This window comes from Amycolatopsis sp. MJM2582, from assembly GCF_000754115.1.
GTDB lineage: Bacteria > Actinomycetota > Actinomycetes > Mycobacteriales > Pseudonocardiaceae > Amycolatopsis > Amycolatopsis japonica.
Map to the genome: position 1 here is coordinate 198,117 of NZ_JPLW01000009.1, position 14,861 is coordinate 212,977.

Here is a 14,861-nt window from a genome sequence, read left to right on the forward strand (position 1 = left end):
CTCACATGCGTGGTGATGACGCGACCACTCCACGGTTGCGCCCGCGGTTCTCCCGGTTTGCGAAATCGGGAGACCGCGGGAACAACCTCGCTCAGGCCACCGCGCGGAGGTACTCGGAAGCGGGCATGGTCATCCGGTTCCCGGCCGAGCTCGGGCCGCCGGCGAGGGTGATCGCCATCGGCGCGTCGGTCGGCCGGGGGGCGCGCATGGGCATCCGCAGGTGGACCCGGCCGTACCGGGTGATGTCGACGCGGCCGGGCAGCGTGCCCACGGAGAACGAGGAGGCCGCGGTCCCGGCGGCGTGCTCGGCCACCCCGATGACGGTCCACCGCCCCTCGGGGACGTTCTGGATCTCGATGTCCGCGGACAGGACGTTCGCCCTGCCACCGAAGGCGACGGGGCCGCACTGCGGGATCGACTCGGCGAACAGTCCGATGAGGACACTCGCCGGACCGGCCCCGCGCGGGGTCTCGACCCGCACGCTGATCGTGCCGGTGCCGCTGCGCATCGTGGCGCTGCCCATTCCGGCGCTGTGCAACGCTTCCAGGGTCGGGAGGCGCTGGAAATGCGGGGCCAGCGCGACGAGCAGCTCGCCGACCTCGGGATCGCGGTACTGGGTCGGGGTCATCCCGACCGCACGGGTGAAGCGGCTGGTGAAGGTGCCGACGCTGCTGTAGCCGACGCTGCACACGATGTCCGACACCGTCAGCGATGTCGTCAGCAGCAGCCGTTTCGCTTCGAAGAGCCGGATCGCGGTGAGGTATCGGCCGGGGGTGACCCCGGTCGCCTTGGTGAAGATCCGCGAGAAGTGGAACGGGCTGACGAAGACTTCCGATGCCAGGTCGCTCAAGGTGATCGGGTCGAAGTACCTCGCGTGCATCGCTGAGATGGCCTGCAGCACCGCAGGTTGCAAGGGGGACGCCGGCTCGGGGAGCCGACCGGGTTCGGTGACGCCTTTCTCGTTCGCCGCCATGGCGACTGTTCGTAGCTGCATCAGACCAACCTCGGATTCGCTGTCGCTTTTCCTCTGTACGCCAGCAAACGCGGTGCCGATTTCGGTGCACTCGATGAGCGATCGAGATCCGCAAGGCCGAACTCGCGTGATCCAGGACGTGACACGCGTGATTGGGCGCGGAACTCGCGTGATCAGACGGCGATCATCGAGGGTCATACGGGGAGGTCGAGGACGCACTCGCCGACGCTGACCTCGGCGGGCCAGTCGAGCTTGAGCGCGCGGTCGACGCGGTCGCCGGCGTCCACCGGGACGGCGTGCGCGGCCAGCCCCATGGCGCGGGCGACGAGGTACAGCGTCTGTTGGAGCGCACCGACATGCGCCAGCGTGGTGGCGTACGCGCCACCTCCGAGGACGGACGCCATCCGCGGCATCCGCGCGGTCACGGTGATCAGCGCCGAGGGCCGTCGATGATTGCCGCCGCCGATCATCGCCATGTCGAGCATCGCGTCGAGGTCGGCCTCGTCGGCGTTGACGAGGCCGAGCCGATGCTCCAGCGGGTCGTAGTGGTAGATCCCGCGGTCCAGCCCCGAGCACCGGTTGACCGAGACGTACAACTCGAGTTCGTACAGGCACGCGACGCTGAAATAGGGCCGCTGCGAAGCACTGTGGGCGGGCCCGTTCGGCAGGTGCGCGGGACCGATCGACCGGATTCTCGCGCCACGGAACAGGAACTCGCCGATCTGCTCGGCGGTCAGCACACCCTCGGTGAATTCGGGGCAGGTGTGGTCGTTCTCCAGCAACGTCGTCAGCGTCGGATCGGTCTCCGCGCGGTCGGCCAGATCGGGCCGGTACAGCGCATGGACCGGCCCGTCGCCGGTGGAAGCCTTGACCACCGGCGGTTTCCCGAGACCGGGCAGATCCGCCGGGCCACCCGGCCGCCACGTACGGCTGGTGGTGTGGAACGAGAGTTCGTCCGGGGACCACAAACCCAGTTCGGGATCGTCGTCCTCGGCGAACCGGCCGTGTTCCCCGGCCACCTGCACGACGCCCGCGGCGACCAGATAGGACACGATCGCGCCGACCACCGAGGCGTCGATCCCGGTGGTGGACACGATGTCCCGGACCGATTTCGCCGTCGCCAGTGTCGCCGCGACATGCACCGCCCACGGCTGGGACAGCACGACGCGGTAGCGCGCGGACGGCGACTCCAGCCCCATCCCGTCGGCGTCGGACCGCAGGGAACTGAAGCGGGACAACCGGATCGGACGCGTGGGCGGGATCTCCACCGGCGCGAACACCGGGGCGAGCACGACCGGGATGACCGACAGCAGCGGCCCCCTGCCGTCGGCGAGCCCGAGCGAACGCACCACGGAACCGCCGAGTTCCTTGAGTACCTGCCGCAGCGCGTCGGCGCCTTCGGCCGTCCAGCTCAGCTCGCCTTCGAGATCGGGTTCCCGCTCGAAGGGCTCCCACGAAGACGTCACGTTCGCCAGCGAGACCGGTCCCAACGCCATCCGCCGCAACGATTCCAGCACCAGCGGTTCCGCGCGGTCGAACTCGTACTCGCCCCAGCGGGTGACGACCACCAGCGAGCCGTCCTCACCGATCTCGACAAGGCTGTCGTCGGTGAGCGACCACAAGGGGATCGTTTCGGCCACTCCGCCGGGGGGATCTGTCGTCAACGGTTGCTCCAGCTTGCTCTACAAGAACATAGGGAATGGGTTCAGCCGGTCGTAGGGAGTCGGCTCGGCGAGCCTGCCCAGCCGCACCGGCACGTCGAACAACCGTCCGGGGGCGAAGCGGCTCCAGAACGGGCGCAGCCCCGGAACGACCACCCGGACCACCGGGAGGTCGATGTCGGGCCTGGTCTGGTCCAGCACGAGCGTCTCCATTCCCAGCGCGGAAAGCTTGCGTACCAAGCACTCCACGTCGTCACGGACATCGGGCCGCCGGACGAACTTGAAGTCCGCGGCGCGTTTCGCCGACCGTCCCGGCGCCGGCAGCAGATACGGCTGGTTCCCGACGGTCGCGTACTTGAGCCACGCCGACGCGTCGGGATCGTCGAGTTCGACGTCGTTCGCGAGCACCGCGGGGATCATCTGGTTGAGCTCGCTGACCGCCCGCCGCAACGCCGTCCTGGGATCCAGGTGGGCGCCGAAGCCCATCATGACGTTCTCGCGCGGCCCGGCGATACTCCTGGACAGCGCGACCATCACCGGCACCCCGAGATCCGCGGTCAGGTCGAGCACCCACAGCTCCCGGCCGGCCCGCGCGTACTGGCCGACCATCTCCTCGGCCCACGGGTCGTCGAACGACGCGATGTCGACGCCGGGCACGGGAAGCCGGTTGTACCACCACATCGCGACGGCGTCGCGTTCGACGAGTTCGAGCAGGCCCTGCAGGATCGCGTCCTCGACGCTGCTCCCGGCCGCGCAGCCGTTGGAGTCCGCGCGCATCCCGGTGAGCCCGCACTCCGGCGGCACCCCGTAGTAGAGGTACGCCGTCGGCATCAGCTTCCGCCGCTGCTGCGAGAGCGACCACAGCGGCGTCCAGTCGACGGCCGCCTCGGCGTCGAACCGGTCGGGGACGTGCTGGAAGTTCGCGTGCCTGGCGTTCCATTCGACGCGCGTTTCGTACTGGCGCTCGTCGAAGAGCATGCACGAGTTCGGGTGGACGGCGTCGTCGCCGAGCGCGCGGAAGGTGTCGCGGATCCGCAGTTCGTCGCCCTGGTAGTTCGCCGAGAACCGTTCGATCGCCTCGCACAGCGCGCCGACCTCGGCGTCGATCGGGCTCGCGCCCTTGCCGCCGTTGTCCCCGCGCAGCCCGGCCTGCAGCCCCGCCTCGCCGCGCACGCGGCGCGCGACGTTCAGCCCGGAGCGGTACGCGTTCACGAACGCGGGGGCTCTCGGGTCGCGGGCGATCTCCTTGACGATGCCGGTGACCGGGCTGACCAGATGGCCGTAGCGGTCGAGCACCTCGACCGGGGTGAGCGTCCGGTGCCCGCCACCGCCCGACGTCGCCTTCTTGGCCTCCCGCAGCACGACCGGCTCGGCCGTCCGCGCGGCCACGATGCCTTCGTCGCCGCATTCGGGGCATTGCGGGCGGCGGCGCAGTTCGTGCAACCGCCCCTGCAGGTCGAGGGTGTCGAGGATCCACACGGCCTGCTGCCCCGGATAGCGGTGCCCCGCCAGCCATTTGGACGCTTCGAGGGAGATCAGCTGCGACGCCGCCGCGGTCAGCGGCGGCACGGCGGGCATCGGGAACGGCGCGGGCCCGTCGTGCCCCAGCACCTCCTGCACACAGGCCTCGGCGTGCCGGTGCCCCCACAACCGGTTCGTCAGGCAGTGCCAGCAACCGGACCGGCCGGGCTGCATGATCGGACCGATCCACACCTGCGAACCCGACGGCCGGGCCAGCAGCCAGGGCCGTCCGGTGCGCCGGTGCTCGGCGTCGATCTCGGCCAGCCTCGGGTCGAGGTAGTCGTCGCACAGCACGATGGCCAGCTCGGAAGCCGTCTCGACCACTTCGATACCGCTCGCGGCCAGCGCGTTCGCCACCTGCGAGGTGTCGACGCCGCGGCCGATCGCGGTCAGGCTCGCCGTCGCCGGCTTCTGGCGGCAGGCCACGGCGGACGCGTCGAGCCCGCACGCGTCCCAGTACGCGAGCGCGCGCTCGTCCCCGCTGAACTCGTCCGGGACGCGGACGGTGACCAGACCGGCCTCGACGAGCCGGGCCACCACGCCGGTGACCTGTTCGGCGTTCATCCCCTCCGGGCAGGCGGACAGGAGCCCGTCGAGGTCACGGGTGCCGTCGAGCAGGGCGGCCACCGAGGCGACCTGCGCGCCTCGCATCGCGATGACCCCCTGTTCGGAGAACAGGTAGGCACCGTTGCCCTCGCTGATCTCCGCACGCAGATGCCGTTTGAATCCCAGTCCGCCGATCGAGGTGGGCGTGGACGATGCCTCGCGCATGATGACCCCCAGTAGGTCGGTTCGATTCTCGAATCCTGCTGTGTGGGGCCGGGTACCGGCCAGTGTGCGATTCACGCGTCGGACGTGAAAAACCCATGTTCTCCCGGGAGACACGCATGCGGGCCCTGGTGGACGGCTCACTGGCCCGGCGACCGGCCGCTCTGTCACTGTCGAAGCACTGGGAATCAGGTCACGACGCGTATCGAGCTGGAGGGCGCTTGCGATGTACACCGGATCACGAGTAGCGGACAAGCACCACGGCTCGGCACCCAACCCGATTCCGGCCGCGTCCGCAAGCCCCGTCCGTTTCAGCCTCCTCGGCCCGCTCGAACTCGTCCGGGACGGGATCGACTACGCGCCGACGACGCCGAAGCTGCTGCAGGTGCTCGCCATGCTGGTCATGAGCCCGGGGAAGATCGTGCACATCGACACGATCGTGCAGGAGCTGTGGGCCAACGACCCGCCGCGCAGCGTCCGCACCACCATGCACACCTACGTCTACCAGCTGCGCAAGTGCATCGACGAGAACGAGCTGGCCCCGTACGGCGAGACCATGCTGGCGACGAAACCGCCGGGGTACGTGTTCCGGATCGCGCCGGAGCAGGTGGACGTCTTCGAGTTCCAGGAGCTGCAGCACAAGGGCCGCGAGCTGCACCTGCGCGGCGAGCACACCGAAGCGGCGAAGGCCTTCCGGTCGGCGCTCGACCTGTGGTCCGGGCCGCCGCTCGCGAACGTCCACTGTGGACCGGTGCTGTCGGCGTACGCGGTCGATCTCGTCGAGCAGCGGCGCAGCACGCTGCACCTGCGGATCGAGGCGGACATCGCGGCCGGGATGCGGCACGAGCTGATCGGCGAACTGCGTTCCCTGGTCACCGCGAACCCGCTCGACGAGGCCTTGCACGGGCAACTGATCCGCGTGCTCGGCCGCAGCGGGCGCCGCTCCGACGCGCTCGCCACGTACCGTCAGGTGCGGGCGAGGCTCAACAACGAACTGGGCGTGGAACCCTGTGACGAACTGCAGGTCCTGCACCACGACCTGCTTTCCGAAGGTGAACCCGCGTGAACCCCGCTCCCGCCACGGAAACGAAAGTGAGGATCGACGGATGAGCAGTCGTACCTATGGACAGTTCTGCGGTCTGGCCCGCGCGCTGGAGATCATCGGCGAACGCTGGTCGCTGCTGATCGTCCGTGACCTCGTCCTCGGCCCGAAGCGGTTCACCGAACTGCAGGCGGGTCTCCCCAAGATCCCGGCGAGCACGCTGTCCGCGCGGCTCAACGAACTCGAGCAGTCCGGCGTACTGCGCCGCCGCCTGCTCCCCCAGCTCGACGCCGCGGTGGTCTACGAGCTCACCGAATACGGCAGCGAACTCGACCAGATCGTGCTGGACCTCGGGCTTTGGGGCGCGCGATCGCTCGGGCAGCCGGCGGCCGAGGACGTCTTCACCCTGGATTCGGCGATCCTTTCGCTGTACACGACCTTCCGGAGTGAAAAGGCCAAGGGCGTCCAGGTCACCTACGAGCTGCGCTACCCGGGCGAGATGGTCCTGCACGCGATCGTCGAGGACGGCGCGCTCAAGGTCGCGGAAGGCGCGCACCCCGGCGCCGACGCGGTCATCGAACCGCTGGGCCCGTTCATCAAGGATCTGCTGAGCGGGGATCTCTCCGCGGCCGAGGCGACGCGCACCGGGAAGATCCGGATCGAGGGCGCCTTCGAATATCTGGAGCTTTTCACGGAATTGTTCCACATTCCCGCCGCTCCGAAAATGTCCGACGGAATCGTCGTCCGCTGATCCATCCGGCGTAACACCGCTGGTCGGATCAGCAATCCGGAGTAACGGAAATCCTCGGAACGCGGGATATCGTCGACATCCGTCACCGGTCGGTCTTTCGCCCTAGGAGCCCTTCATGGCCGCACTCGATTCGCCTCGTCCGGGTCTGCTCGCCTCGCTCAACGGGAAATACCACCGCGCGGCGCTCCTCACCTTCGCGGTGGTCGTCGTGGCCCACTGGGCGGAACACCTGGTGCAGGCGTTCCAGATCTACGCGCTCGGCTGGAAGACGTCGGACGCCCGCGGCGTGCTCGGGATCCCGTTCCCCAAGCTGATCAGCTCCGAATGGCTGCACTACGGCTACGCCATCGTCATGCTGATCTTCCTGTTCGCCCTGCGCAAGGGTTTCGCCGGCCGCTCGCGGCAGTGGTGGAACCTGGCGCTCGGCCTGCAGTTCTGGCACCACATCGAGCACCTGCTCCTGCTGATCCAGGCGCAGACCGGCTGGCGGCTCGGCGGCGGGACCGCGCCGAGCAGCATCATCCAGCTGTTCATCCCGCGGGTGGAACTGCACCTGTTCTACAACACGATCGTCACCATCCCGATGATCATCGCGATGCTCGTGCACCGGAAGGCCTCCGCCGCCGAGCGGGAACTGACCGGCTGCACGTGCTCGCCCGTCAGCCGGCGTGAGCTGGCGACCGCGGCATCGTGACCGGGAGACTCTGCGCGCTCCTGGCCCTCGTGGCGGCGTGGTTCGGGGTCGCGGTACTCGCCGCGGCCCCGGCCTCGGCCCACGTCGAACTCCTCTCCTCGAACCCCGCCGACGGCGCCCGGCTCACCTCGGCGCCGGCGCGGGTCTCGATCACCCTGTCGGAGAACATCGGCATCCAGCCGAATTCGATCAAGGTCGTCGACCAGCAGGGCACCGACGTGGTGTCCGGCCCGGTGTTCCAGCCCGGCGAAGTCGCCGAAGAGGTCGCCGTCGCACTCGAACCGGACCTTCCCGACGGGAGCTATCTCGTCGAGTACGCCTTCGTCTCGACCGACTCGCATCCGGTGCGCGGCACGATCGCCTTCGTGGTCGGCACCGGTCCCCTGATCACCTCGGCGGGCGCGGTGTCCGCCTCCACCGGGACCGACCCGGTGACCGACGCGCTGTTCACCACGTTCCGCTGGGGCTCCTTCGGCGGGGTCGCGCTGCTCGGCGGGCTGGTGTTCCTGCTGGTCTGCCGTCCGGGCGGCCGGACCGACCCGGCGGCACGGAAGCCGATCACCGCGGGTCTGTGGCTCTCCGGTGTCACGGCCGTGGCCGGGTTCCTGCTGCAAGGCCCGTACGTCGCGGGCCGCGGCGTCGGCGCGATCTTCGACGGCGCGCTGATCGAGGCGACCCTGCGGGTGGCGTACGGGAAACTCCTGCTCCTGCGCCTGGCCGCGATCGTCGCGCTCGCCGTGCTCGTGCGGCGGCTGCTGGCGGGCGACCTGCCGGATCGGCTGCGATCGCGCTACGAGAACCTCGGCATCGCGGCCGGGTTCATCGTGATGCTGAGCTTCTCCGCGACCGGGCACGCGGTGGCCGACAAGATCATGTTCCTCTCGGTCAGCGCGGACCTCGCGCATTTCGGCGCGATGGCCGTCTGGGTGGGCGGGCTGATCCAGCTGGCCGTGCTCCTGCGCGGCAGATACCCGTCGTCGGAGGCCGAGCCCGCGCTGGCGCGGTTCCATCCGATCGCCACCCGGTCGATCGTGATCATGGTGGTCAGCGGCGCCTACCTGGGTTTCCGGCTCGTCCCGTCGGTGGAGGCGCTCTGGACGTCGGCCTACGGCATCGTCTTCGTGCTGAAGCTGACCGGGTTCGCCGCGTTGCTGCTGGTGGCGAATATGAGCCGCACCGCGGTGCGCCGCGGGATCTCCGGCCGGGGCGGCACCGGCGTGGTGACCGCCGACCTGCGGAAACTGCGGGTCAGCGTCGGCGTCGAGGTGCTGATCGTGGCCGTGGTGCTCGCGCTGGCCGCGGCGTTGTCCTCGATGTCCCCGACCGGCTGATCACCGCTCGATCTCCGCTTCCGGCGGGGTGAACGGTCCCCAGGTGAAGGCGCGGAGCCACGGCTCGGGATCGCCCAGCCAGTCCATGGCGGCGATCTGGGCCGGGCTCCGCCGCCCGGCGAGCGTCCGGTACAGGTCCGAGGGCGCGCCCGAGAGCACCGCCGCGACCGGCTCGGTGCCGGCGATCCAGGTCGCACCCTCGGTCTCGATCCGCATCCCCGGCAGCCCGTGCCTGCCCAGCGAGGCGCCGAGCCCGCCGACGAGCACTTCGAAACCCCGCAGCCAGGCCGCGTGCGCTTGCGGCGGCGGAGCACCGAGCGCGTACCGGATGTCGAGTTCGTGGGTGAAGGCGTCCATCACCATGATGTCGCCGCGACTCTTCCCGGCACCGTCGGCGGCGAGGAGGTTGTCGGCCTCGGGACCGCGTTCGAGCCAGAGTTTCAGCAATTCGACGGCCGACGCGGATTCCGGGATCGGGCAGGCCTCGCCACCGAACCGGGTGATCACCCGATCGCAGATCTCGGTCAGATGCGCGATCAGGTCGCGCACGGTCCACTGTGGACACGCCGGGACGGCCCGCTCGCCCGCCCCCGCGTGATCGGTGACCAAGATCGCGATGTTCTCCCTGACCTGCCGATATCCTTCGGCCGCTGTCGCCGTATTCCAGCCAGGGACCCGAATTCGGCTGCTCGTCACGCGGCCACCTCCCGTGGGGTATGCGATGGTCGTCCATTCTCCCACCGCCGGGAGACTTCACCCTTCTTCCCGCTTGCGGCGGACCGTTCACCGCAAAGACCACCCACCCGTGGCGCGTGTCGTCGCGGCTTCAGGCACACTGGTCGTTGAAAGCCCCGTGTGGCAAAGAAAAGCGCCCAACGGTGACACATCGACCACTGTGGAGGTGACCAATGGAGATGCCCGGCTTCGATCTGGCGTGGCGTGGTTTCAATCGCGCCCAGGTCCGGGAATTCGTCCGCGAGGTGGAAGCCGAACTAAGACGAGTGGAAGCCGAACGCGACGAAGCGATCCGCCGTGGGCAAGCTCTCGCCGGCGAGCTCGCCGCCACACAAGAGGAAAATCGCGAACTGAAGGCCAGCGTCGACCGGATCAGCCGCGTGCCGATCGCACCCGACGCGTTGCAGGAACGCTCGCGCCGGATGCTCGAACTCACACGCGAGGAAGCCGACGACATCGCCGCGCGGGCCGCCGAAGAAGCCGCCAAGGCCGAGGCGGAACGAAAGCGGATCGCCGAAGACTTCGAGCGCGCCATGACGCTGCGCCGCGCGGAGGCGATGCGCGCGCTCGCCGCGCGGGACGAAGCCGCGCAGGCGAAGGCGCGGAAACTGCTCGACGACGCCGCCGAAGAGGCCGAGCGCCTGGTCGCCGAAGCGCGGCAGAAGGCCGATGTGGCCCTCCGCCTGCGCGACGACGTGCTGAAACAGCTGGTCGGCTGCCGCGAACTGCTCACCGAAGCCGGCATGGTGCTGGCCGTACCGGACTCACCGAAACCGGAAGTGCCCGTTCAGCGCCGGAGCAGGCCCGAAGCCCGCACCGGCACCGAAGCCGCCGCCACCTGACTAAGCGTTGTCGCCGGACGAGAAGACCACCGGCCGGATCTCCATCGCGTTGATGTGCGCGTCCGGGATCTGGCCCGCGATCTCGATCGCCCGCTCCTTGCTGTCGCATTCGACCAGGTAGAAGCCGGCCAGGTACTCCTTCGACTCCGCGAACGGGCCGTCGGTGACCACCGGGACGCCGTCACGCACCCGGACCACGGTGCTGTCCTTCGGCTCCGCCAGCGCCTGTGTCCCGAGCAGTTCGCCGCTCTCGGTGAGCTTCTTCATGAAAGGGTCGATGCGGGCGACCACCTCGTTGCGCTCCTCTTCGGGGAGGGCGTCCCAGGCGGTGGGGTTCATCGTGATCATGATCATGTACTTCATCGGTGTTCCTCCTGGTCGTGCGGCCGGTGCCCGGCCACTCACGCAGGAGTCGGAGCGGCCGGATCGTTCTCGACATCCTGACACCCACTTTTTTCCGCTCTCCGGCTGCATACGTGGGGAGGGTATAGTGGGAAGACGACAGGGAACGACGAGAGAACGGGTGCGGGAATGACGGGCTACGGCACCGAGCGGGAGGCCTACCTCAAGCGCCTGCGCCGGATCGAGGGGCAGATCCGCGGTTTGCAGCGGATGGTGGAAGAGGACAAGTACTGCATCGACATCCTGACCCAGGTGTCCGCGGCCACGAAGGCACTGCAGTCGTTCTCCCTCGAACTGCTGGACGAGCACCTCGCCACCTGCGTGGTCCACGCCGCGGCCGCGGGCGGCGAAGAGGCCGACCTCAAGGTCCGGGAGGCGTCCGACGCCATCGCCCGGCTGGTCCGGTCCTGAAGCGTCGCAACCGCAGGCTGTTGGTGACGACGAAGACCGACGAGAACGCCATCGCGGCCCCGGCGATCATGGGGTTGAGCAGGCCGAGCGCGGCCAGCGGCAGGGCGGCGACGTTGTAGGCGAACGCCCAGAACAGGTTGCCCTTGATCGTGCCGAACGTGCGGCGGGCGAGGCGGATGGCGTCCACGGCCGCGCGCAGGTCGCCGCGCACCAGGGTGAGGTCGCCCGCTTCGATCGCGGCGTCGGTCCCGGTCCCCATCGAAAGACCGAGGTCGGCCTGCGCGAGCGCGGCCGCGTCGTTGACACCGTCGCCGACCATGGCGACCACGTTGCCTCGCGCCTGAAGGCGCTTGACGACATCGACCTTGTCGGCGGGCAGCACCTCCGCGACGACCTCGTCGATCCCCACTTCGGCGGCGACGGCCGCCGCGGAACCGGCGTTGTCCCCGGTCAGCAGGACCGGCCGGAGCCCGAGCGCCTTCAACCCGGCCACGGCCTCGGCGGAAGTCGGCTTGACCGTGTCGGCGACGACGACCACACCGCGTGCCTCGCCGTCCCACGCGACGACGACCGCGGTCGCGCCGCGTTCCTCGGCGACCTTCTTGGCCTGGGTGAACTCGTCGCCGACGGCGATGCCGTGCCGGTCGAGGAGGGCGGGCCTCCCGGCCAGGACGGTCTTGCCCTCGACCTCACCGACGACACCCAGGCCCTCGACGTTGCGGAACCCGCCGACCGGCGGCAGCTCGCCCACCCGCTCCTCGGCGGCCGCGACGATCGCGCGGGCGATCGGATGTTCGGAGCCGTGCTCGACCGCCGCGGCCAGGCGCAGGACTTCGGTCTCGTCGTCGCCGAACAGGTCGGTGAGACTCATCTTCCCGGCGGTCACCGTGCCGGTCTTGTCGAGTACGACGGTGTCCACCGCGCGAGTGGACTCGAGCACCTCCGGACCCTTGATGAGGATGCCCAGCTGCGCGCCGCGGCCGGTGCCGACCAGCAGCGCCGTCGGCGTGGCCAGCCCGAGCGCACACGGGCAGGCGATGATCAGGACCGCGACGGCGGCGGTGAAGGCGGCGTCGGCCCCGCTGCCCGCGCCGAGCCAGAAGCCGAGTGTGCCGACCGCGAGGGCGATCACCACCGGGACGAACACCGCCGACACCCGGTCGGCGAGCCGCTGGACCCGCGCCTTGCCGTTCTGCGCGTCCTCGACCAGCCGCGCCATCTGCGCGAGCCGCGTGTCGGCGCCGATCCGGGTGGCGCGGACGACGAGCCTGCCGCTCGCGTTGACCGTCCCGCCGACGACCGCGTCCCCGGCCACCACCTCGACCGGGACGGCCTCGCCCGTCAGCATGCTCAGGTCGACGGCCGAGCCACCTTCGGTCACCACGCCGTCGGTGGCGATCTTCTCCCCCGGCCGGACGACGAACTCGTCGCCCGTCTTCAGCTCGCCGATCGGGACACGGCTCTCGATGCCGTCCTTCAGGAGCGCGACGTCCTTCGCACCGAGTTCGAGCAGTGCCCTCAGCGCGGCGCCGGAGCGGCGCTTGGACCGGGCCTCGAAGTAGCGGCCCGCGAGGAGGAACGTGGTCACCCCGGCGGCGACCTCGAGGTAGACGTTGCCCGCGCCGTGCCCGCGTTCCATGATCAGCTCGAAACCGTGCCGCATGCCAGGTGTCCCAGCGGTGCCGAACAGCAGCGCGTACAGCGACCAGAGCGTGGCGGCGACGACGCCGAGGGAGATCAGGGTGTCCATGGTGGCGGCGCCATGGCGGAGGTTCGTCCAGGCCGGGCGGTGGAACGGCCACGCGCCCCAGGTGACGACCGGCGCGGCCAAGACCAGCGAGACCCACTGCCAGTAGGGGAACTGCCAGGCCGGGACCATCGCCAGCACGATCACCGGCGCGGCGAGGACGGCGGAGACCACGAGACGGGTTCGCAGGGAGCCGGTCTGGTCCTCGTCCTCGTCGGGTGTGGGCGGTTGGGCCGTGTAGCCGGCGGACTCGACGACGCCGACGAGGTCTTCGACCGAGACCGCCGCGGGAAAGTCGACCTGCGCCTTCTCGGTGGCGTAGTTGACCGTGGCGGAGACGCCGTCGACCTTGTTCAGTTTGCGTTCGACCCGCGCGGCGCAGGACGCGCAGGTCATCCCGCCGATGGCCAGTTCGACGCGCTGGGATGTCACGGCGTACCTCCCGGGTGGTGCCCGTGGTGCTCGCTGGTCGGCGCCGGCGGGGGCGGCTCCTCGTCCAGCGGCCCGACGGCGGAACCGATCGCCCAGGCGACGGCGAACACCGCGACCAGAGCCGCGGCGAACGCCGACACCTTGAGGGCGGTGCTCACGAGACGAGCTGGTAACCGGCCTCGCTGACGGCCGCGTCGACGGCTTGGACGTCCAGCGGCGCGTCGCTGGTGACGGTGACCTTGCCGCTGGCGACGTCCACGTTCACGGCGCTGACGCCCGCGATCTCGCTGACCTCCTCGGTGACGGAGGAGGCGCAGTGCCCGCAGGACATGCCCTTGACGATGTAGGTGGTTTCGGCCATCGGTTCGAACTCCTCTACAGGACAGGTGGAGCGATCACTTCCTTTATACCCCGTGGGGGTAGGGGTGTGCACAGAGGGTGCGGGGACACTGCGGAAATGAGGAAGATCTCCGCCATCGGCATCGGCGCCGGCGACCCGGACCACCTGACCGTCCAGGCGATCCGGCGGCTCAACGAGACCGATGTGTTCTTCGTGCTCGACAAGGGCTCGGAAAAGCAGGACCTGGTGGCGCTGCGCCAGGAGATCCTCGACCGCTTCGTCGAGCGGCCCGGCTACCGCGTCGTGCGGGCACCGGACCCCGAACGCGACCGTACTCCTGACGACTACCGGAAGGCCGTCGCCGACTGGCACCGGCTCCGCACCGACGTCTACGAGAGCATGATCGCTTCCCTGGGTCCCGACGAGCGGGGCGCGTTCCTCGTCTGGGGCGACCCGGCGCTCTACGACTCGACCCTGACCCTGCTGGACGCGGTGCTCGACCGCGGGAACGTCGAGTTCGAATACGACGTCATCCCCGGGGTGAGCAGTGTGGCCGCGCTGACGTCACGGCACCGGACCACGATGAACCAGATCGGCCGTCCGGTCCTGGTCACCACCGGCCGCCGCCTCGAAGCCGGCTGGCCCGCGGACGTGGACGACGTCTTCGTCATGCTCGACGCGGGGTGCACGTTCTCGCGGTTCGTCGATACCGGGCTGGAGATCTACTGGGGCGCGTACCTCGGCACCCCCGACGAGCTCCTGCTCTCCGGCCCGTTGACCGCGGCCCTCGCCGAGGAGATCCGCTCCGTCCGCGCCTCCGCCCGCACCCGCAAGGGCTGGATCATGGACATCTACCACCTACGCCGCCCCGCCCCCTCCCGCATTTAGTCCTCTAAATGCGCCGGGTCCGCCCCCTCACGTGATCGGGGCCGTGACTCGCGTGATTGGAGGCGGATCTCGCGTGTTTAGAGGGGGATCTCGCGTGATCAGACGGACGACACACGTGATTGCAGGGCCGGCTCGGCCGGTGGTCGTGTCGTCCGTGGGATCACGCGTGTTCGCTCTGCAATCACGCGTGTTCCGTGTCGGATCACGCGTGTGGCGGGTTTCGGGAATGAGAAAAGGGCCCAGGTCTGGGAGAACTCGTGGTTCTCAACCAGGCCCTGGGCCCTTTTCTAATGTTAGACAGTTTCTTGTCGCCGGAAATCGGC

The 14,861-nt window shown here is 69.5% G+C and carries 15 protein-coding genes; 7 read left to right on the forward strand and 8 right to left on the reverse strand.

Annotation, left to right across the window (positions count from 1 at the left end; all coding sequences use genetic code 11):
* Positions 1–91: 91 nt before the first annotated feature.
* From ED92_RS39645 to ED92_RS39655, 3 genes are all read right to left on the reverse strand, one after another.
* Complete coding sequence (locus ED92_RS39645; protein WP_369797490.1) at positions 92–994, reverse strand: helix-turn-helix transcriptional regulator; 903 nt, start codon at positions 992–994, stop codon at positions 92–94.
* 173 nt (positions 995–1,167) lie between these two features.
* Positions 1,168–2,613, reverse strand: a complete 1,446-nt coding sequence (locus ED92_RS39650; protein ID WP_037347800.1) for a SagB family peptide dehydrogenase — start codon at positions 2,611–2,613, stop codon at positions 1,168–1,170.
* Between the two features lie 42 nt (positions 2,614–2,655).
* On the reverse strand, positions 2,656–4,926 hold the full coding sequence (locus ED92_RS39655; protein ID WP_037347802.1) for a TOMM precursor leader peptide-binding protein: 2,271 nt from the start codon (positions 4,924–4,926) through the stop codon (positions 2,656–2,658).
* Between the two features lie 223 nt (positions 4,927–5,149).
* On the opposite strand from ED92_RS39655, the gene ED92_RS39660 reads away from it, so the two are divergent.
* From ED92_RS39660 to ED92_RS39675, 4 genes are all read left to right on the forward strand, one after another.
* Entirely contained in the window at positions 5,150–5,989 is an 840-nt protein-coding gene (locus ED92_RS39660; RefSeq protein ID WP_016332220.1) for an AfsR/SARP family transcriptional regulator, read from the forward strand.
* Between the two features lie 40 nt (positions 5,990–6,029).
* Positions 6,030–6,716 (forward strand): helix-turn-helix domain-containing protein, encoded by a 687-nt coding sequence (locus ED92_RS39665; protein WP_037347804.1) that lies wholly within the window; start codon positions 6,030–6,032, stop codon positions 6,714–6,716.
* Between the two features lie 115 nt (positions 6,717–6,831).
* Complete coding sequence (locus ED92_RS39670) at positions 6,832–7,410, forward strand: hypothetical protein (RefSeq protein WP_037347806.1); 579 nt, start codon at positions 6,832–6,834, stop codon at positions 7,408–7,410.
* Positions 7,407–8,741 carry a copper resistance protein CopC gene (locus tag ED92_RS39675; RefSeq protein WP_037347808.1) on the forward strand — a complete coding sequence of 445 codons (1,335 nt, stop codon included), beginning with the start codon at positions 7,407–7,409 and terminating at the stop codon, positions 8,739–8,741. Before ED92_RS39670 ends, ED92_RS39675 begins: the two co-directional genes overlap by 4 nt.
* Here ED92_RS39675 and ED92_RS39680 read toward each other — a convergent pair whose 3' ends face one another.
* The gene (locus ED92_RS39680) at positions 8,742–9,359 is read right to left on the reverse strand and encodes a maleylpyruvate isomerase family mycothiol-dependent enzyme (protein WP_081976081.1); all 618 of its coding nucleotides are present in this window, start codon (positions 9,357–9,359) and stop codon (positions 8,742–8,744) included. It abuts the gene before it with no gap.
* Between the two features lie 290 nt (positions 9,360–9,649).
* Between ED92_RS39680 and ED92_RS39685 the strand changes: the two genes are divergently transcribed.
* Positions 9,650–10,318, forward strand: coding sequence for a hypothetical protein (locus ED92_RS39685; RefSeq protein WP_037347810.1), 669 nt, complete (start codon positions 9,650–9,652; stop codon positions 10,316–10,318).
* Here ED92_RS39685 and ED92_RS39690 read toward each other — a convergent pair whose 3' ends face one another.
* The gene (locus ED92_RS39690; RefSeq protein WP_037347812.1) at positions 10,319–10,681 is read right to left on the reverse strand and encodes a YciI family protein; all 363 of its coding nucleotides are present in this window, start codon (positions 10,679–10,681) and stop codon (positions 10,319–10,321) included. It lies immediately after the preceding gene.
* Between the two features lie 168 nt (positions 10,682–10,849).
* On the opposite strand from ED92_RS39690, the gene ED92_RS39695 reads away from it, so the two are divergent.
* Positions 10,850–11,131, forward strand: coding sequence for a metal-sensitive transcriptional regulator (locus ED92_RS39695; RefSeq protein WP_007034631.1), 282 nt, complete (start codon positions 10,850–10,852; stop codon positions 11,129–11,131).
* Here the strand turns inward: ED92_RS39695 and ED92_RS39700 are convergent.
* Genes ED92_RS39700 through ED92_RS39705 form a run of 3 tightly spaced genes read right to left on the reverse strand, consistent with a single transcriptional unit; the run spans position 11,082 to position 13,671 of the window.
* Positions 11,082–13,274 carry a heavy metal translocating P-type ATPase gene (locus ED92_RS39700; protein WP_052121310.1) on the reverse strand — a complete coding sequence of 731 codons (2,193 nt, stop codon included), beginning with the start codon at positions 13,272–13,274 and terminating at the stop codon, positions 11,082–11,084. The two genes, ED92_RS39695 and ED92_RS39700, sit on opposite strands and share 50 nt — an antisense overlap.
* A gap of 32 nt (positions 13,275–13,306) precedes the next feature.
* Positions 13,307–13,468, reverse strand: a complete 162-nt coding sequence (locus ED92_RS43120) for a hypothetical protein (protein ID WP_162836921.1) — start codon at positions 13,466–13,468, stop codon at positions 13,307–13,309.
* Positions 13,465–13,671, reverse strand: a complete 207-nt coding sequence (locus ED92_RS39705; protein WP_037347815.1) for a heavy-metal-associated domain-containing protein — start codon at positions 13,669–13,671, stop codon at positions 13,465–13,467. Before ED92_RS39705 ends, ED92_RS43120 begins: the two co-directional genes overlap by 4 nt.
* A gap of 96 nt (positions 13,672–13,767) precedes the next feature.
* Here ED92_RS39705 and cobF point away from each other — a divergent pair, with 96 nt between their 5' ends.
* Entirely contained in the window at positions 13,768–14,538 is a 771-nt protein-coding gene (gene cobF / locus ED92_RS39710; RefSeq protein ID WP_037347816.1) for a precorrin-6A synthase (deacetylating), read from the forward strand.
* Positions 14,539–14,861: the final 323 nt, after the last annotated feature.